Origin of the sequence: Herbiconiux sp. (assembly GCF_023264895.1) — a bacterium.
Classification (GTDB): domain Bacteria; phylum Actinomycetota; class Actinomycetes; order Actinomycetales; family Microbacteriaceae; genus Herbiconiux.
Genome location: NZ_JAHFUY010000057.1, coordinates 1 through 18995, shown reverse-complemented (window position 1 = coordinate 18995; position 18995 = coordinate 1). Strand labels below are relative to the sequence as shown.

The 18995-nt window shown below is 71.1% G+C and carries 15 protein-coding genes; 8 read left to right on the top strand and 7 right to left on the bottom strand.

Features of this window, described 5'->3' with window-relative positions; genetic code table 11:
* Nucleotides 1–23 precede the first annotated feature (23 nt).
* From Q0D57_RS11720 to Q0D57_RS11695, 6 genes are read left to right on the top strand one after another with little or no spacing between them, the layout of a single operon-like run.
* Entirely contained in the window at nucleotides 24–1412 is a 1389-nt protein-coding gene (locus Q0D57_RS11720) for an amidohydrolase family protein (protein WP_291043618.1), read from the top strand.
* A complete protein-coding gene (locus Q0D57_RS11715; RefSeq protein ID WP_291043615.1) occupies nucleotides 1409–2485 on the top strand; it encodes an ABC transporter permease in 1077 nt (358 codons plus the stop codon). Before Q0D57_RS11720 ends, Q0D57_RS11715 begins: the two co-directional genes overlap by 4 nt.
* Nucleotides 2482–3663, top strand: a complete 1182-nt coding sequence (locus tag Q0D57_RS11710; RefSeq protein ID WP_291043612.1) for a substrate-binding domain-containing protein — start codon at nucleotides 2482–2484, stop codon at nucleotides 3661–3663. Before Q0D57_RS11715 ends, Q0D57_RS11710 begins: the two co-directional genes overlap by 4 nt.
* On the top strand, nucleotides 3663–6188 hold the full coding sequence (locus tag Q0D57_RS11705; protein ID WP_291043610.1) for an ATP-binding cassette domain-containing protein: 2526 nt from the start codon (nucleotides 3663–3665) through the stop codon (nucleotides 6186–6188). The genes Q0D57_RS11710 and Q0D57_RS11705 overlap by 1 nt, the downstream gene beginning before the upstream one ends.
* Nucleotides 6189–6242: 54 nt before the next feature.
* A complete protein-coding gene (locus tag Q0D57_RS11700) occupies nucleotides 6243–6992 on the top strand; it encodes an XRE family transcriptional regulator (protein ID WP_291043607.1) in 750 nt (249 codons plus the stop codon).
* Nucleotides 6993–7010: 18 nt separating this feature from the next.
* On the top strand, nucleotides 7011–7958 hold the full coding sequence (locus Q0D57_RS11695) for a M15 family metallopeptidase (protein ID WP_291043603.1): 948 nt from the start codon (nucleotides 7011–7013) through the stop codon (nucleotides 7956–7958).
* Nucleotides 7959–7976: 18 nt separating this feature from the next.
* Here the strand turns inward: Q0D57_RS11695 and Q0D57_RS11690 are convergent, their stop codons facing one another.
* The 5 genes from Q0D57_RS11690 to Q0D57_RS11670 all read right to left on the bottom strand — a co-directional run bounded on the left by Q0D57_RS11690 (nucleotide 7977) and on the right by Q0D57_RS11670 (nucleotide 13126).
* The gene (locus Q0D57_RS11690; protein ID WP_291043601.1) at nucleotides 7977–9053 is read right to left on the bottom strand and encodes an alkene reductase; all 1077 of its coding nucleotides are present in this window, start codon (nucleotides 9051–9053) and stop codon (nucleotides 7977–7979) included.
* A 286-nt stretch (nucleotides 9054–9339) separates the two neighbouring features.
* The gene (locus Q0D57_RS11685; RefSeq protein ID WP_291043599.1) at nucleotides 9340–9768 is read right to left on the bottom strand and encodes a hypothetical protein; all 429 of its coding nucleotides are present in this window, start codon (nucleotides 9766–9768) and stop codon (nucleotides 9340–9342) included.
* A 237-nt stretch (nucleotides 9769–10005) separates the two neighbouring features.
* The gene (locus Q0D57_RS11680; RefSeq protein ID WP_291043597.1) at nucleotides 10006–10911 is read right to left on the bottom strand and encodes a glycine betaine ABC transporter substrate-binding protein; all 906 of its coding nucleotides are present in this window, start codon (nucleotides 10909–10911) and stop codon (nucleotides 10006–10008) included.
* Nucleotides 10912–10925: 14 nt separating this feature from the next.
* A complete protein-coding gene (locus Q0D57_RS11675) occupies nucleotides 10926–11828 on the bottom strand; it encodes a proline/glycine betaine ABC transporter permease (protein ID WP_291043595.1) in 903 nt (300 codons plus the stop codon).
* Entirely contained in the window at nucleotides 11828–13126 is a 1299-nt protein-coding gene (locus tag Q0D57_RS11670) for a glycine betaine/L-proline ABC transporter ATP-binding protein (RefSeq protein ID WP_291043593.1), read from the bottom strand. The genes Q0D57_RS11675 and Q0D57_RS11670 overlap by 1 nt, the downstream gene beginning before the upstream one ends.
* A 418-nt stretch (nucleotides 13127–13544) precedes the next feature.
* Here Q0D57_RS11670 and Q0D57_RS11665 point away from each other — a divergent pair, with 418 nt between their 5' ends.
* Complete coding sequence (locus tag Q0D57_RS11665) at nucleotides 13545–14450, top strand: amidase domain-containing protein (protein ID WP_291043591.1); 906 nt, start codon at nucleotides 13545–13547, stop codon at nucleotides 14448–14450.
* 172 nt (nucleotides 14451–14622) lie between these two features.
* Here the strand turns inward: Q0D57_RS11665 and pgm are convergent, their stop codons facing one another.
* Nucleotides 14623–16251: a phosphoglucomutase (alpha-D-glucose-1,6-bisphosphate-dependent) gene (pgm, locus tag Q0D57_RS11660; RefSeq protein ID WP_291043588.1), complete on the bottom strand. Its 1629-nt coding sequence runs from the start codon at nucleotides 16249–16251 to the stop codon at nucleotides 14623–14625.
* A gap of 64 nt (nucleotides 16252–16315) precedes the next feature.
* Between pgm and pheA the strand changes: the two genes are divergently transcribed.
* Nucleotides 16316–17245 (top strand): prephenate dehydratase, encoded by a 930-nt coding sequence (pheA, locus tag Q0D57_RS11655; protein ID WP_291043585.1) that lies wholly within the window; start codon nucleotides 16316–16318, stop codon nucleotides 17243–17245.
* Nucleotides 17246–17341: 96 nt separating this feature from the next.
* Here the strand turns inward: pheA and Q0D57_RS11650 are convergent, their stop codons facing one another.
* On the bottom strand, nucleotides 17342–18808 hold the full coding sequence (locus Q0D57_RS11650) for a phosphotransferase (protein WP_291043582.1): 1467 nt from the start codon (nucleotides 18806–18808) through the stop codon (nucleotides 17342–17344).
* Between the last annotated feature and the right edge of the window lie 187 nt (nucleotides 18809–18995).

The window sequence follows — 18995 nt, the reverse complement described above, 5'->3', positions numbered from 1 at the left end:
CAGCCCAGACAAGGAGCACGGACATGACCGACTCGAGAGACATCCTGATCACCGGAGGCACCGTCCTCACCGGCATCGCCACCGACCCCGCCCTCGCCGACACCGACGTCCTCATCCGCGACGGCCGCATCGCCGAGATCGGCCGCGGTCTCGAGGCGCCCGGCGCCGAGGTCATCGACGCCGCCGGATCGGTCGTGATGCCCGGATTCGTCGACACCCACCGCCACACCTGGCAGGCGATCGTGCGCAACATCGCCTCCGACTGGTCGCTCGACGAGTACATGGCTGGCCTGCACGTGGGCCTCAGCAAGCACTTCCGCCCCGAGGACACCTACACGAGCAACTACCTCGGCAGCCTCGAGGCGCTCGACTCCGGCATCACGACCCTGGTGGACTGGTCGCACAACCTGCGCACCACCGAGCACGCCGACGCCGCCGTCAAGGCGCTCGAGGACACCGGGATGCGGGCCGTCTTCGCCCACGGCGGCGGCGCGGCCCAGTGGGGCGGCGTCATGCCCTCCCCGGTCGAGCACCCGCGCGACGACGCGACGAGGCTCCGCACCGAGCACTTCGCCTCCAACGACGGCCTCGTCACCATGGCGCTCGCCCTCCGCGGCCCGCAGTTCACCACGCGCGAGGTCAACCGCGCCGACTTCGCCCTGGCCGCCGACCTCGACCTGCGCGTGACCGTGCACGTGGGAGACGGCCACTTCGGCAAGATGCGCCCGATCCTCATGCTGCAGGAGGACGGCCTGCTCTCGGACACCATCACCTACGTGCACTGCACGACGCTGAGCGACGAGGAGCTCCGGATCATCGCCGCGACCGGCGGCTCGGCCTCGGTCGCGCCCGACGTCGAGGCGCAGATGGGCCACGGCTACCCGGCCACCGGCCGCCTGCTCGCCGCGGGTGTCCGCCCCTCCTTCTCGATCGACGTCTGCTCCTCCAACGGCGGCGACATGTTCGGCACCATGCGCACGGCCATCGGCCTGCAGCGCGCCGCCGACAACGAGGCTCTCGTGGCCGCCGGCGCCGTGATCGAGCGGATCGGCCTGCACTGCGCCGACGTCATCCAGTTCGCCACCCTCGACGGCGCGAACGCGGCCGGGCTCGGCGGGGTCACCGGATCGCTCGAGGTGGGCAAGGCGGGCGACGTCATCGTGGTGAGCGGCAACTCGCTCGCGATGTCGCCGCTCAACAACCCCTTCGGCGGCATCGTCTACAACGCCCACCCCGGCCTCGTGACCGACGTGATCGTCGACGGCGTCGTGCGCAAGCGCGCGGGCGCCCTCGTGGGCGTCGACGTCAAGAAGCTCCGCGACGAGGCCTCGAACAGCCGCGACTACATCCTGTCGCAGATGCCCGAGGCGTCGGTCGACGGGGCCTGGCACCCCGGAGTCGTGCACGCATGACCCTCGATGCCGGGCGCCGGGCCGCCTCCTCCCCCACGGAGCGGCCCGGCATCAAGCCCATCACGCCCTGGGCGAGGGTCGCCTCGTGGCCTGCGGCCCGTGCGCTCATCGCCGTCGTGGTGCTCTTCGCGATCAGCCCCCTGATCGCGCCCGGGAGCGTCTCGGCCACGGCGATGTCGTCGATGCTGCCGTTCGCGGCGCTCACCGCGGTCGTGGCCGTCGGCCAGACCCTCGTCATCATGCAGGGCGGTCTCGACCTCTCGGTCGCGGGGGCCATCACGCTCGGCGCCCTGATCGTGGCCAAGTTCGGCGGCGACGACCAGCTCGGCCTCGGTCTCGCCATCCTCGTCGCCCTCGTGGTGCCCGCGGTCTTCGGTCTCGTCAGCGGTCTCGTGATCGCGCTGTTCGGGCTGCCGCCGCTCGTGGTCACGATCGCGAGCAACGCGCTCATGATCGGCACCGTGCAGGCGGTCTCCGGCGGCTACGGCGGCCAGGTCGTCGACTCGCTCTCGGAGTTCTCGCTCTCGCGCTGGCTCGGCATCCCCGTGCTCGTCATCATCGCCACGATCGTGGTGCTCGTCGTGCACGTGCTCCTCAAGGCGCTGCGGGTCGGCCGCCGGTTCGAGCTCGTGGGCGCCAACCCGCGCGCGGCCCGCACCATCGGCCTCTCCACCAACGGCTACGTCGTGGGCGCCTACACGCTCTCGGCCCTGCTCGCCGCGACCTGCGGTGTGCTGCTCGCCGGCCTCCTGCGCTCGCCCACCCTCACCGCGGGCGACGCCTACCTGCTGCCCTCCATCGCCGCGGTGGTGCTCGGTGGAACCCTGCTCACGGGCGGCAAGGGCAGTGTCATCGGCACCGCCCTCGGCGCCCTCTTCCTGGGCCAGCTCGGTCAGCTGGTGCAGACCTTCACCCAGACCACGGCGGCCCAGAACATCATCCAGGCCGTCATCATCGCCGTCGGCATCGTCGTGCAGATCAAGCTCGGTGGCAACACCGCGCGGCTGCGCACGATGTTCGGCGCGAGACCATCCCGAAAGAACACAGCACTCGACGAGGAGTCACACTCATGAAATCCACCTCACCCCGCCGCGCCGCCGTCGCGATCGGCAGCGCGCTCACCGTCACCGCACTCGCGGTGATGCTCGGAGGCTGCTCCTCCACCAACTCCAGCGGCACCGCCTCGACGGCCTCGAGCGCCGACATCGCGGTGGGCTCGGTCGGCACGATGGACCAGTTCGCCGACATCTCCGACATCTGCCCCGAGGAGGGCGAGATCACGGTCGGCGTGGTCGACGGCTTCGGCACCAACTCGTGGTCGAAGACCGTGCTGGCCGAGATCGAGGCCGAGGCGGCGAACTGCCCGGCCATCACGGGCGTCGAGTTCGCCGCGGGCCGTGGCGACCTCCAGGCCACGACCGCCGCGATCACGAGCATGGCGGCCAAGGGCACCGACATCGTCCTCGTCATCCCGGATGCGGGCCCCGGCGAGGCGCACCTCTCCGCGCTCCGCAGCGCCGTGCAGTCCGGCTCCACAGTCGTGGCGTTCGCCTCCGACCCCGAGGGCGCGGCCGGCTCCGACTTCCTCGACTACACCGACTGGTCGCCCCAGTTCAGCGGCAAGACGTGGGGCCAGTGGGTCGTCGACCAGCTCGGCGACGAGGGCGGCAACGTCGTGTTCCTCGGCGGCCCGGCCGGCAGCGCCGTCTCGAGCCAGGAGCTCGAGGGCGTCAAGGAGGTCTTCGCCGACAACCCGCAGATCACCCTGCTGAACGAGGAGCCCGTCACCACCAACTGGGACCCGGCTCAGGCGCAGCAGGCCATGAGCGGACTGCTCTCGCAGTACCCGGAGATCGACGCCGTCATCTCCGACTACGGAGCGTCGACCGACGGCGTCATCCGCGCCTACCAGGCCGCCGGCATCTCGCTTCCGCCCGTCGCCACGACCGACCAGAACAGCCTCAGCTGCGGCTTCGACGAGCTCAAGGCGTCGAACCCCTCCTACGAGCTCGCCACGGTCTCGTCGCGCACCTGGGTGGGTCGCGTCGCCCTCCGCAAGGCCGTCGCCTCGCTCTCCGGCACCTCCGACACCGAGCCCTCGATCTTCGAGCTCTCGCTCGCCGAGGACTCCTCCGGCGTCACCGACGGTGCGAAGACCCCGGCCGAGGTCTGCGCCGAGGGCGCTCCCGCCGACGGCTCGCCGTCGTCGCTGCTCACCCCCGAAGAAGTAGAGAAGACGTTCGCGAACTGATGGACCAGACAGCCAGCCGGCCCGTGCCGCTCCTCACTCTCACGGGAATCGGAAAGCATTACCCCGGAGTCCGCGCGCTCGACGACGTCGACGTGACGGTGCTCCCCGGTGAAGTGCACGCGATCCTCGGCGAGAACGGAGCGGGCAAGTCGACGCTGGTGGGCATCGCCGCCGGGTCGGTCGTCCCCAACACGGGGACGATCGACCTGGGCGGGGTGACCCAGGCGCGGATGTTCCCGCGCGACGCCCGCGAGCGCGGTCTCGCGATCGTCTACCAGATCCCCGCCCTCGCCCCTTCGCTCACGGTCGTGGACGCGATGCTCCTGCTGCTGCCGCAGAAGGTGCGCCCGAAGCGCCGCGACGCCACGGCCTGGACGGCGGAGCTGTTCGCCCGCCTCGGCCTCGAGATCGACGTGCGCCAGCGCGTCAGCGCGATCTCGCAGCGCGAGGCGCACCTCGTGGAGATCGCGGCGGCCCTCGCCTCCGAGCCCACGGTGCTCGTGCTCGACGAGCCCACCGAGGCGCTCGGCGCCGACGAGACGGCGTGGCTGTTCAGCCAGGTGCACGAGCTCCTCGCCCGGGGGGCCGGGGTGGTCTACATCACCCACCGCATCCCCGAGGTGCTCGAGATCGGCGACCGCATGACGGTGCTCCGCGACGGCAAGGTGGTCGGCCGCGGCGACGTGGCCGGCTACACCGCCGACGAGATCGTGGAGCTCATCGTCGGCCGGTCGCTCGAGACGACCTTCCCCCCGAAGGCGCTCGCTGCGACGTCCGGGGCATCTGCGGCATCCGGGGCGCCGGCGCTCAGCACCGCCGGGCTGACGGGCCGCGCCTTCCGGGACATCGACTTCGTCGCCCGCGGCGGCGAGATCGTGGGGCTCGCGGGCGTCGAGGGCAACGGCCAGCGCGAGTTCATGAAGGCGCTCGCCGGATCCGTGCGCGGAGCCGGTGCGGTGCGTCTCGACGGGCAGGAGCTCCGCGGCCTCACCGCCAAGCGCGCGAGCGCCGCCGGCATCGTCTACCTGCCGGGCGACCGGCTCGGCGAGGCGATGTTCGGGCAGCTCAGCGTGCGCGAGAACGTGATCGCGCCGAACCTCGCCCAGGCGATGCCGGCGGGCTTCGTGTCGCCGGGCACCGAGAACCGTCTCGTGCACGAGGCCATCGGCGGTCTCGCCGTCAAGACGCCCACGATCGAGACGCCCATCACCTCCCTCTCGGGCGGCAGCCAGCAGAAGGTGCTGCTCGCGAGGGCCCGCCTCGGCAGCCCCCGCGTGCTGCTGGTCGAAGACCCCACCCAGGGTGTGGATGCCGGTGCACGCGTCGAGATCTACTCGTTCCTCCGGGCGATGGCCGACGACGGGGTGGCCGTCGTCATCCTCTCCACCGACGCCGTCGAGCTCGAGGGGCTCTGCGACCGGGTCGTCGTGTTCTCCCGCGGCCGCGTGCAGGCCGAGCTCGAGGGCTCCCGCCTCACCGAGCGCGAGATCACGGGGGCCGCGGTGCTCGCCACCGAGACCTCCATCAACGACGACGCGGATGCGGCGGAGCTCACCTCCAAGAAGGGGCTGCCGATCTACCAGCGCGGCGAGGTGCAGACCGTCTCGCTCATCGTGATCACGATCGTGCTCGCGCTCATCACGGCCGGGGTCGCGCCGTCGTTCCTCAGCCCGCTGAGTCTCGGACAGCTGCTCGCCACCGCCTCCATCCTCATCCTCGTCGGTCTCGCCCAGCTCGCGGTCGTCATCACGGGCGGCATCGATCTCTCGATCGGGTCGGTGGTGGCGCTCTCGGCCGTCATCGTCTCGTTCTTCGGCGGAGGCGGCCCGGGCCTCCTCGCCGTGGGCGTCGTCGTGGCGATCGCCGCCGGGGCGGTGGTCGGTGTCGTCAACGGCATCCTCATCACCCGGCTCGGCATGCCACCGGTCATCGCCACCCTGGTCTCCTCGATCGCGGTGCTCGGCGGCGCGCAGCTCCTCCGCCCGCAGCCGGGCGGGCAGGCGAGCGCCGACCTCATGACGGCTCTCGGCACCGCCATCGCGGGCATCCCGCTCGTGCTCGTGGTGGCCGTGGCCATCGCCGTGCTGCTGTGGCTCGGCCTCAACAACACCGGCCTCGGCCGCGGCTTCCGCGCCGCGGGGTCGGATGCCGTGAAGGCCAACCGGATGGGCGTCGACGTGCAGCGGATGCGCCTGACGGCCACCGTCGCATCCGGAGTGCTCGCGGCGATCGCCGGCATCGTGCTCTACACGAAGACCGGCATCGGTGATGCGGGGGCGGCGCAGGCCTTCACCCTCACCTCGGTCACCGCCATCGTCATCGCAGGCGTCAGCATCTTCGGCGGCTCGGGATCGGCGCTCGCCGTGGGCGCTGCGGCGCTCCTCCTGCAGACCATCACGAGCGCGCTGCCGTTCCTCGGCGTCAACCTCTCGTGGCAGTACTGGCTGCAGGGCCTGTTCGTGCTCGTGGCGGCGGTGCTGCCGATGGCGGTGCGACTCCGGCGTCGGCGGAGGATTCCGGAGTAACACGGCGGAGGGCACCGTCTACCCTGGACGTGAGGACCGAGGAGCGAACCCACCATGCCGACGAGCCCAGACCGTGACCCGGATCAGCCCGAGGACGGCCGCCGGGGTGCGGTCGGCGAGCGGATCCGGGAGGCGAGACAGGCCGAGGGCATGTCGCTCCGGGAGCTCGGCAGCCGCGTGGGGGTGTCGGCGAGCTTCCTCTCGCAGGTCGAGCTCGGCCGGGCGATGCCCTCGATGGGCACGCTCTGGACGATCGTGTCCGAGCTCGACCTCTCGTTCGACGCCCTGCTCGGCACGGTCACCCCGGGGGTGCCGAGCCCGGCGCCGGCCGACCGGGTGCGCGAGGCCGACCGCATCCGGACCGTGGGCATCCCGGGCCTGCAGCGCGCGGGCACGGCTCCGGACATCCGGATCGGCGGCGTGCGCTGGGAGCGGCTGACCACCGCCGACGACCCGCTCGTGGAGTTCGTGCGCGTGACCTACTCGCCGGGAAGTGAGTCGAGCCCGGCCGACAACATGATGCGGCACACGGGCTGGGAGTACATGCACGTGCTGAGCGGGCAGATGGACATGCAGATCGGCTTCGACCGCGACACGGTGCAGGCGGGCGACAGCCTCACCTTCGAGGCGTCGATCCCGCACCGGATCAGCAATCCCTACTCCGCCGACTGCGTGTCGATCTGGGCCGTGGTCGGCCGCCACGGCTACGCGCACCCGCACGACATCTCGAAGCGCCTGTCGGAGCTCGGCGGCGGCCCCACCACCGGCCTCCCCTTCGGCTCCTCCACGCACTTCTCCGACTGACACCGCTAGGCTGGCGCGGTGTCGAAGGGGAGCGCGCAGTGGGCGAGCGCGGGGGGATCGCGAGCGCAGCTGCGGGCTGCCAGGCGGCGGACGAACAGCCGGAACGCCCTCGTGGCCGCCGGGGCGACACTGCTGGTCGCGGCCGTCGTGGCCACCGGCACGCTTCTCGCCGCCGGGGTGTGGGGCTTCGGCGCCGCGCCCGGTCCGGGGGCCGCGCCCGTCTCGAACACGCGGCCCACCGCATCCTCGACCCCGTCTGTTAGCGTTCCGGCCATCCCCTCGCCAGAATTCACTCCCGTGCCCACGCCGAGCGCCACCGAGCCGCCGCCCGCCCCGGCGCCGCCGGCCTTCGACCGCGCGGCGCTCTCGATCGACGACCCCACGAGCCCGTGGTTCGTGGTGAACAAGCTGCGGCCCATCCCCGACGGCGCGAACTACTCGCCGCCCGACCTGGTCGACCTGCCCGCGGGCATGCCGAACCCCAACGGATACCAGATGCGGGCCGACGCCACCGCCGCCCTCGATGCGATGTTCCAGGCGGGCCTCGCCGAGACGGGCGTGCAGATGGTGGCCCAGAGCGGCTACCGCGACTACAGCGTGCAGGTGCGCGCCTACGACTACTACGTGAACGCGCTCGGGGCCGACGGAGCCGACCTCACGAGCGCGCGCCCCGGCTACAGCGAGCACCAGACCGGCATGGCCATGGACATCCTCGACACGGTCTCCGGATGCTCCACCGACGGCCGCTGCTTCGCCGACACCACCGCGGGCCAGTGGCTCGCCGGCAACGCCTACAGCTTCGGCTGGGTGCTGCGCTATCCCGACGGCAAGACCGACGTCACGGGGTACGAGTTCGAGCCGTGGCACTACCGCTGGGTGGGGGTGCCGCTGGCGACCGAGATGCACGCCACGGGCATCGCGACGCTCGAGGAGTTCTTCGGTCTTCCGGCGGCCCCCACCTACTAGCGGGCCTGCTCGCGGGCGCTACGCGCTGATGCGCGGGTAGTCGGTGTAGCCCTCGGCGCCCGAAGCGTAGATCGTGGCCTGGTCGGGCGTGTTCTCGGGGTGCTCGTGCTGCCAGCGCTCGGCGAGGTCGGGGTTCGCGATCACGGGGCGGCCCACCGCGACGGCGTCGCCGAGGCCCTCATTCACGATCGAGTGCGCCTCGTCGCGGGTGGTGACGACCGAGAAGCCCGTGTTGAGCACCACGACGCCGCCGAAGCGCGACCGCAGCTGCTGCACGAGCTCGGAGGCCGGGTCGGCGTGCAGGATGCTGAGGAACGACAGCCCGAGCGGCGCGATGCCGTCGACGAGTGCGGTGTAGGTGGCGAGCACGTCGGCGGCGTCGGTCTCCACCACGTCCTGGATGTTGTGGGCGGGCGAGATCCGGATGCCCACGCGGCCGGCACCGACCTCGGCGGCGACGGCCTCGACCACCGAGATCACGAACGAGGCGCGCGCTTCGGGGGAGCCGCCGAAGGCGTCGGTGCGCACGTTCGAGACGGGCGAGAGGAACTCGTGCAGCAGGTAGCCGTTGGCGGAGTGCAGCTCGACCCCGTCGAAGCCGGCGTCGATCGCGCGGCGCGAGGCCGCCACGAACTCGGCGCGCACCACGTCGAGCTCCTCGGTGCTGAGCGCGTGCGGCAGGCCGTAGGCCACCTTGGTGCCGTCGGCCAGGCGGGTCTCGCCGTCGATCGCGATCGCCGAGGGCGCCACGATGCGAGGGGTGCCGGTGATGCCGGTGTGCGTCACGCGCCCGCCGTTCATGACCTGCATCACGATCCGGCCGCCGGCGGCGTGCACGGCGTCGGCCACGGCGCGCCAGCCCTCGGCCTGCTCGGCCGTCTCGATGCCGGGCTGGCCGGGGTAGGCCTTCGACTCCGCGCTCGGGAACACGCCCTCGCTCACGATCAGCCCCATGCTCGCCCGCTGAGCGTAGTGCTCGGCGATGAGGGCGCCGGGCACGCCGTGCTCGTCGGCGCGGAGCCTGGTCATGGGCGCCATCACGAGTCGGTTGGGCAGTTCGATGTCGCCGGCGGTGAGCGGGGAGAAGAGGGTCATGCGGTACCTGTCTGAAGCGGGGCGGGCGGGTCGGAGGTGCTCGCGGCACCCCCGACCCCAACAGCGCGCGGCCGGCGGCCATTCCCCTTCTCGGCCGGTCGGCAGCCTGCGGCCCGTGCCTTAGGGCTTGGCCGGGCGGGGGCGTGGAGGAAGTGTTCCCACGGTGTTCCTTTCGAGCGGCCGGCACCTCGGCGTGTTCCGGATGCGGAAACCGTACCCGCGTGCGGCGCCGGGGCCGCCTGAGTACTTCCCACCTACGCTGCGTGGGCCCGCGGCCGGAGCCTCGTCAGCACCACGGACTGGCGTGGTAGGTGAGGACGGTGTCGCGCACCCCACCGCTCCAGAAGTTCAGCCGCTGCACGGGCCCCTTCGTCGCGTCGGCCAGGTAGGTGAACTGGAAGTCGGTGCCCGGCGTCACTCCGAGTGAGCGGAGGTCCGGGACCACCTCGCTGGCCGAGGAGACCGGGTAGCGGCGCGCGTCGATCCGGAGTCGGTAGTTCACGGTCTGCTGTCCGGGTGGCAGCACCACCTCGGGCGCGGTCAGCCGCAACGGCTTGTCGAGGCAGACCGTCCCGACCACGGGCTGCCACACCCCGGCCCCGTCGGGCTGCTCCGCGACCTGAGGCGCGTGGGAGAACGGATCCACCACCGCCACGGGAAACGGCTCGATGCCGCCCGCCGCGTGCGCGGGCACACCGGCCCCGACGAGGGCCACCGGCCCTCCTAGCAGAAGGGCGAGCAGGAGCCGTGCCGAGGAATACGAGGTGGGCTTCGAGGGAGAGGTGCGCATGGGCCCACACCGTATGTCGACCGGGGCCGCGGGTGGCATGAGCAATCCCTGCTCAGGCGCGCCGTGGACGCGGGCGAACCCCGGGTGCCGCCATGGGCATCCGGGGCTCGCCGTGGTGGAGGGGTGGAGCGGTGGAGGTATGGAGCTGTGTGGCGGGTGGGGCTAGGACGTGAGGGTGTCGACGTAGTCCTCATTGGCGGCCACCCAGTCGGCCACGATGCGGTCGTAGTCGCTCGTGTCGGCGCCGCTGTTGAACATGACGTTCTCGAGCGAGTAGAGCTGCTCGGAGTCGAGACGGAAGCTCTTCACCCACTCGGTGAGCGCCGGGTACTCCTCCTCGAAGCCCGCGCGGGAGACCGAGTGGATCGACTCGGCGCCGCCGAGGGTGCCCTCGGGGTCAGCGAGGTCCTTCAGCGGGAACTCGTCGTAGGCCCAGTGCGGGCGCCACAGGGTGACGGCCACGTTCTCACCCGCGTCGATCGCCGCGGTGAGCTCGGCGAGCATCGCGGGGGTCGAGGAGGTGATGTAGTCCATGTCCTCGAGGCCGTAGGTGGGGATGACCTCGTTCTCGGTGGCCTCGGTGAGGCCGGCGCCGGGCTCGATGCCGACGAGGGTGTTGCCGAACGCGTCCGCATTGGCCGCGAGCTCCTCGAGCGAGTCGATCGGGGCGTCCTCGTTCACCGCGATGGTGAGCGAGGCCTCGTCGTTCCAGGCGCCGAGGTCGACGATGTCGTCGCCGTACTGCTCGAAGTAGCTCGCGTGCGTGGTGGGCAGCCAGCCGTCGAAGGCGATGTCGTAGTCGCCGGTCGAGAGACCCGTGAAGACGGGGCCCGCATCGGCGTACTCGAACTCCACCGAGTAGCCCTCCTCCTCGAGCACGTGCTTCCAGAGGTAGGAGGCGGCCTCGCCCTCGGGCCAGCCGTTGAAGACGGCCACGGTGAGGTCGGACCGATCACCGTTCTCCAGGGTCTCGGCGGCGTCGGACTCCGAGGCGCAGCCCGCGAGGGCGAGCGCCGAGACGGCTCCGATGGCCAGGGCGGACAGGAGGTGCTTGTTCGTCTTCTTCATTGCTGCCTTTCGGGTCACGCGTTGACGTGACGGTCGGAGGTGGTCTGGGTGGCCGGATCCGGTGCCGGATGGCTGGCCGGGAGCAGCCGGTGGGTGCGCGGCGTCGAGAGGGCGGCGGTGAGCCGGTCGAGGATGATCGCGAGGATCACGACGCTGAGCCCCGCCTCGAAGCCGAGCCCCACGTCGACGCGGCTGAGCGCCTGCACGATGTCGCGGCCGAGGCCGCCTGCGCCGACCATGCCGGCGATCACGACCATCGAGAGCGACAGCATGATCACCTGGTTGATGCCCGCGAAGATCGACGGCGCCGCGAGCGGCAGCTGGATCTGGCGGAGGATGCGGCCGGGCGTCGATCCGAAGGCCGAGCCGGCCTCCACGATCTCGCGGTCGACGCCCCGGATGCCGAGCTCGGTGAGCCGCACGCCGGGCGCCATCGCGAAGATGATCGTCGCCACGATGCCGGGCACGACCCCCACCCGGAACAGGATGAGCGCGGGGATGAGGTAGACGAACGCCGGCATCGTCTGCATGAAGTCGAGCACGGGCTTGATCACGGCGCTCGCCGTGCGGTTGCGGGCGGCGAGGATGCCGAGCGGGATGCTGATGAGCACGGCGATCCCGGCCGCCACGATCACGAGTGCGAGGGTGTCCATCGCGTTCGCCCACTGGTCGACGCCGGCCACCACGAGGAGGCCGACGGCCGTCCCCGCCCCGAAGACCCAGCCGCGGAGGTACACGCCGAGTGCGGCGATCACCACGATCACGACGAAGAACGGGGGAGTGGCGAGCACCCAGTCCACACCCTCGTAGAGGCCGCGGAAGAGCGCGCTGATGCCGGCGAAGAGCGGGCCGAGGACATCGGTCAGGAAGTCGACGACGGTGTCGGCCCAGTCGCCGAGGGGAAGACGGAACTCCATCAGCGCAGCCCTCCCGCCGGAACGGCATCCGCGGTGGCGCGGAGCGTCTGGGTCACGACGTCGACCGGGATGGTGGCAGGAGGCTCCATCACCGGCAGCTCGCCGGTGGTCGGCACGTTGCCGAGGGCGGCGAGCAGGGTCACGCGCGGGATGACGCCCAGGAGGCGCCGCCCCTCGTCGACCACGGCGACCGGCAGCACGTTCTCGACCGAGAGGCCCACGAGCTCCGAGATGGGGGCGTCGGCCGCGACCTCGGCGAAGTCGTCGTGCAGCACCTGCGACAGGTCGCCCTCGCCGCGGGTCACGAGTCCCAGCACGTCCCGATCGCGCACGGCGCCGAGCACCGTGCGGTTCGGGCCGAGCACGATCGCGGAGGAGGTCTGCAGGTCGCGCAGGGTGCGGAGGGCCGCGCGGGCGCCGGCCGAGAGCGTCACGACGGCGCGGCCGGGCTGCATGACGCTCGAGGCGGTGAGCACGCGGGCGCGGTCGACGTCGTGCACGAACTGCTCCACATAGGAGTTGGCGGGGTCGGTGAGGATGCGCTCCGGGGTGTCGAGCTGCACGATGCGGCCGTCGCGCATCACGGCCACGCGGTCGCCGAGGTACATCGCCTCGTTGAGGTCGTGGGTGATGAAGACGATCGTCTTGCCGAGCTTCGCCTGCAGCTCCACGAGCTGCTCCTGCATCTCGCGCCGGATGAGCGGATCGAGCGCCGAGAAGGCCTCGTCCATCAGCAGGATGTCGGTGTCGGCGGCGAGGGCGCGGCCGAGGCCGACGCGCTGCTGCATGCCGCCGGAGAGCTCGCCGGGCAGCTTGTCGCCCCAGCCCTCGAGCCTCACGAGGCCGAGGATCTCCAGGGCCCGGAGCCGGCGGGCCGCGGCCGGCACCCCCTGGATCTCGAGGCCGTAGGCCACGTTCTCGGCCACGGTGCGGTGCGGCAGCAGCGCGAAGTGCTGGAACACCATCGAGACGTGCTCACGGCGCACCCGCCGCACGGTGCCCGAGGGGGCGCCGGAGAGCTCGGTGCCGAGCACGGTCACCGAGCCGGCGGTGGGCTCGAGCAGACCGTTGAGCATGCGGATGAGCGTGGACTTGCCGGATCCCGACAGCCCCATGACCACGAAGATCTCGCCGGTGCGCACGCTGAATGACGCATCGATCACGGCCGCTAGGCCGAGCTTCTGCGTCTCCACCTCGGCGCGGGTGGCGCCGCCGCGCAGCCGCTCGACGGCGTCGTCCGGGCGGCGGCCGAAGACTTTGTAGAGGTTCGACACCTCGAGGGCGATGGTTTCGGTCACGTTCTCTCCTCAGGGCGCGAGGGTGCGCGCCCGGGTTGACGGCCGGGTCGGCGGACGGCGGAACCCGTCGGCCCGTTCGCGGGCCGGCCGGATCCTCACGACGGGCCGTCAGGCACCCGTCGACGTCTCGGACCGTACGCCCCCGGTCTGCTCGCGGTGAGCACCAGGGGCGCGGACTGATTCGGATCACCGGGCCGCAGCGGAGCGGCGTCCGGCGCCCACGACGATAACGAAGCTGAGCGGATGCCGCGAATCGCGAAGGGCGCGATCCGGCCGCATCCGCAGGGTCCGCTGAGCGTCGATCCCCGCCATTACAGGGATCCAGGGATCCGGAGACCGTTACCGCTTCGTTATCAGATGAACTGAATAACTGCCCCCCTCATAGGGGACACAAATGTTCATGTGGTCGTATGAATCAATGCCCCTACGCACGTCTTCTCGCTTCACCCTGTTCGCCGGAACGATCGCGGTCGCCGCGCTCGCCCTGTCGGGATGCGCCGCGAGCGCCTCGGGTTCGGCTGCAGATGCCGGCGCCTCCGGCTCGGTCTCGGAGGCTGCCGCACCCACCGTCGAGGTGACGGCGCTCGAGCCCGCCGTCGGCGCGCTCGCGGGCGGCACCACCGTCACGGTGACCGGAACCGGCTTCGACGGCGACACGGCCGTCTCCTCGGTCGCCTTCGGCACCGAGCCCGCCCAAGCCGTGGACGTGCAGTCGGACGGCGAGCTCACCGTCGTCGCCCCGGCATCCTTCAACTTCGTCGAGGGAGCTGTGCCCGTGACCGTCACCCTCGAGGACGGCACCGTCTCGGAGGCCACGGCCGACTACACCTACGAGGTGCAGACCCCGGTCGACTCGCAGATGGCCTACGCCTTCAAGCACTGGCAGGACTACAACCTCGCCGAGTGGGGTGTGTTCGAGGACAACGACTGCGGCAACTTCGTGAACCAGGCGATGCTCGAGCGCGGCTGGGAGCAGAGCCCCGAGTGGTACAGCGACTACGCCAGCACGGGCGACTACAGCTTCAGCTGGATCCGCGGCAACCCCATGGACGAGTACTACGCCTCACGTCCCGACACCACCCGCTACGAGTTCACCGACCGCTCGCAGCTGAAGATCGGCGACGTCGTGATGCTCGACTGGGACCCCCAGAACGACAACGGCGTGGACCACACCCAGATCATCTCGAAGGTCACCCCCAACCCCGACGGCACCATCTCCATCGCCATGGTGGGCCACACCCTCGACTCCACCTACCGCGACCTCGACAACGCCGTCACCGTAGAAAAGCCCGGCGGCACCGCCCACTTCTACAGCATCGCCTAGAGCACTCCCACCCCCAACCCGACATCGCCTCCTCCCCAACGCCGAGCAACGCGAGGCGGCTTAGTGGGTGCTCGGTTCGCGCCGCAGGCATCGGGCCTGGCGGGAGCCCGCGCAGCGGGCGGGGGACTGCGGCGCGAACCGAGTATCCACTCAGGCGCCGCCCGCCCCCGAACTACGCTCCGAGCGCCGAGTCCACAATCTTCTTAGCCTCAGCCTGCACCTCAGCCAGATGCTCCCGACCCACGAAACTCTCCGCATAGATCTTGTACACATCTTCAGTCCCGGAAGGCCGAGCAGCAAACCACGCCCGCGATGTCACGACCTTCACCCCACCGACAGCAGCATCGTTCCCCGGAGCATGCGAGAGCTTCGCGATGATCGGATCCCCTGCGAGGGTCTCGGCCGCGATAGCCGCCCCGTCGAGCTTCGCGAGCACCGCCTTCTGCGCCTTGGAGGCCGGGGCGTCGATCCGCTCGTAGACGGGCGATCCGAACTCCTCGGTGAGCTCCGCGTAGAGCTGCGAGGGCGTCTTCCCGGTCACGGCGAGGATCTCGGAGGCGAGGAGCGCGAGCAGGATGCCGTCCTTGTCGGTCGTCCAGACGGTTCCGTCGAAGCGCAGGAACGAGGCGCCGGCCGACTCCTCGCCGCCGAAGCCGACGGAGCCGTCGATGAGTCCGGGCACGAACCACTTGAAGCCCACCGGCACCTCCCACAGGGTGCGTCCGATGGCGGAGGCGACGCGGTCGATCATCGACGACGACACGAGGGTCTTGCCGATCGCGGCCTCCGGCGACCAGCCCTCGCGGCGCGAGTACAGGTACTGGATCGCGACGGCCAGGTAGTGGTTGGGGTTCATGATCCCGGCATCCGGGGTGACCACGCCGTGCCGGTCGGCATCCGCGTCGTTGCCGGTGGAGATGTCGAAGTCGTGCCGGCGCTCCACGAGCGACGCCATGGCGTAGGGGCTCGAGCAGTCCATCCGGATCTTGCCGTCCCAGTCGAGCGTCATGAACGCCCAGCGCGGGTCGACGGTCTCGTTGACGACCTCCATGTTGAGCCCGTACCGGTCGCGGATGAGCTCCCAGTACTCGACGCTCGCCCCGCCGAGCGGGTCGGCGCCGATGTGGATGCCGGACTTCTGGATGGCGTCGAGGTCGATGACGTTCACGAGGTCGGCCACGTAGTGCTCGCGGAAGTCGTAGCGGTCGCTCGGCGCGCCCTCGCCGCGGCCCACGCGCTTCACGTCGGCGAGGCCGCCCGCGATGAGCTCGTTGGCGCGGTTCGCGATCCAGCCCGTCGCATCCGAGTCTGCCGGGCCGCCGTGGGGCGGGTTGTACTTGAAGCCGCCGTCGCCGGGCGGGTTGTGGCTCGGGGTCACGACGATGCCGTCGGCCTGGTCGGGGTGCCCGGCGCGGTTGTAGGCAAGGATGGCGTGCGAGACGGCGGGGGTCGGGGTCCAGCTGTCGCGCGCATCCGACCACACGGTCACGCCGTTGGCGTTCAGCACCTCGAGGGCGGTGTCCTCGGCGGGCTTGGAGAGCCCGTGGGTGTCGCGGCCGATGAAGAGTGGCCCTGTGATGCCCTGGGCGGCGCGGTACTCCACGATGGCCTGGGTGACGGCGGCGATGTGGTCCTCGTTGAAGGCGGTGTTGAAGGAGGAGCCGCGGTGACCGCTCGTGCCGAAGATCACCTTCTGCTCGGGATCCTCGACATCGGGGTGCAGGTCGTAGTAGGCCGCCACCAGGGCGTCGACGTCGATCAGGTCTTCGGGAAGGGCGACTGTGCCTGCGCGCTCATGCATGCCCCAAGTCTGGCACCTAATGCCCGGCGCCGACGGGGCAGGTGCGACTCGATAGGCTCGGACCATGTCGGAGACCTACAGCTACCTGGGCCCCTCGGGCACGTTCACCGAAGCGGCTCTCGCGCAGGTGCCGGAGGCGGCGGGCAAGCCCTGGCGCTCGGTCAACAACGTGGGCGAGGCGCTCGACGACGTGGTCTCGGGCCGGAGCGTCGCCGCCATGATCGCCATCGAGAACTCCATCGAGGGCGGCGTCTCGGCCACCCAGGACGCCCTCGCGAGCATCCCCGGCCTCCGCATCGTGGGGGAGTACCTCGTGCACGTGCAGTTCGTGCTCGTGGCGCGGCCCGGCACGAGGCTCGAGGATGTGCGGGTCGTCAACGCGCATCCGGTCGCCTACGCGCAGACCCGCACCTGGCTCGACACGCACCTGCCCACCCACGGGCACATCCCCGCCACCTCCAACGTGGCGGCGGCGCTCAATCTGCTCGAGAACGATCTGGCGGATGCGGCGGTGGCGCCCCCGCAGATCGTGCAGCACCACGACTTCGAGGTGCTCGCCTCGGGCATCGCCGACAACGCGCACGCCGTGACGCGCTTCGTGCTCGTCTCCCGGGGCGGGGCGATGCCCGGGCCCACGGGTGCCGACAAGACGAGCATCATCGCCGAGCTCCCGGAGGACCGTTCCGGTGCGCTGCTGGAGCTGCTCGAGCAGTTCTCGACCCGGGGTGTCAACCTCTCGCTGCTGCAGTCGCGGCCGATCGGTGACGCGCTCGGGCGCTACCGGTTCGTGATCGACGCCGACGGGCACATCACCGACGAGCGGGTGGCGGACGCACTGCTCGGCGTGCGGCGGTTCAGCCCGAAGATCGTGTTCCTCGGCTCGTACCCGCGCGCCGACAAGGCCCAGGTGCAGTACGTGCCGCGCTACGACAACGAGGTCTTCATCGAGGCCCGGGACTGGCTCCGCGGCCTCATCACGGGCGAGCCCGAGTAGCACCGCTCCCGGGGGTGGGTCGACCCGTCACTTCGTCCCGCTCAGACCGACCCGGAACGGGACGAACTGCCGGGTCGCCGGTCGGTGCTGGGGGTGCTAGCGGGGTCGGTTGGCGAGGTGGGCGATCGCGTTCGCCGGGATCGAGACCCAGTCGGGGCGGTTGCGCACCTCGTAGCTGACCTCGTAGAGGGCCTTGTCGAGCTCGAAGGCATCGAGCAGCACGCGCTGGGCGCGGAGGTCGATGCCCGAGCGCGACGAGTAGCCGTCGATGAAGGCCTCCCGTGCCTCGTGGGCCCAGGCGCGCACGGCGTCGGCACCCTGCGCGGCCGCGAGCGTGCCGGCGACGTAGTCGAACGAGCGCAGCATTCCCGCCACGTCGCGAAGAGGCGCATCCGGTTCGCTGCGCTCGGCGAGCGGACGGAGCGGTTCGCCCTCGAAGTCGAGCAGCACCCAGCCGCGGCCGGGCACGCCGAGCACCTGGCCGAGGTGGTAGTCGCCGTGGATGCGCTGGAACGTGGGCCAATCGGCCTCGGCGGCGGCGGCGAACACGCTCTCGACCGCCTCGCGCTCCGACTCGAGCGCCGGGTACTCGGCCATCGCCTGGGCAGCGCGCGAGCGCATGCTGGCGAGGATGGTGCCGATCTCGGCGTGACCTGCGGGCTGCACCGGGAACAGGCGGGCGAGCTCGGAGTGCACCTGGGCCGTGGCCTCGCCGAGCGCAGTGGCGAGCGGCTGGAACGACTCGCCCGTCTCGGCGCAGCGGAGTGCGACGCGCCAGGCGTCCTCGACCTCGGGGATGAACTCCTGGGCGAACGCGAGGTGGCCCGAGGCGCGCCCGCCTGTGCTGCCGGTGCTGCTCGTGCTGCCCGCGTTGCTCGTGCTGCCGGCTGCGGTCACGCGCGGGTCGTTCCAGGCGCCCGTGACGAAGCCGATCGAGCGCGGCACGAGCCGCGATCCCGCGTCGCTGAGAGCCGACTGCACCACGACATCCGGATTCGGGCCGTCGCTCAGGGTGCGGAAGACCTTGCAGATCACGGGCGGTGCGGGCTTGCCGTTGGGGTGCACGAGGTCGAACACGATCGAGGTGTTCGACTGCTCGCCGCGGAGCACGTGCGAGTCGGTCACGCGCACATCGGAGTTGGTGAGGGCGTGGTGGCCCTCGACCTCGGTGTCGTCGAAGGCGTCGCCCGACTCCGTCTCGTCGTCGAGCATGAGGCTGAGGAGGGCGCGTGTGTAGGCGGGGTCGTGCGGGGCGTCGTAGACCCAGACGTGGGATCCGTCGTCGTCGACGTGCTCGATGAGCGCGCGGTCGCCGCCCAGCAGGCTCGAGCCGCGGAACGACAGCGGCACCTGGTAGAGCACGGGCTCGGGCGACGACTCGTCGAGGATGAGGTGCGTCTCGAGGTTCACCTGGTGGCGGTGGTCGACGAGTGACCACATGCCGATGCGGGTGAGAACGGGGGTCTCGGAGGAGGACGCGAACCAGCGCTGCTGCCGGATCCACTCCGCCAGCGCCGGGCGGACCTCCCGGGTCGGGGGGAAGCTCACCATGGCTGGGCTCATGTCTCGGACCCTACGCTGTGGGGGCGCGATGTGCCACCGTTTCCCGCCTGGGCATGTGCCCGGAGTACCGGCCGCCTGCCCCCCGGCCCCGGCGCCCCGTCCGCTTCACCCACTTGACACAAGATGTGCCAAGTCGGGCCTTTTGGGCGCATCTACTGTCAAGTCGCGGGGGCGGACAGGCGGGTGG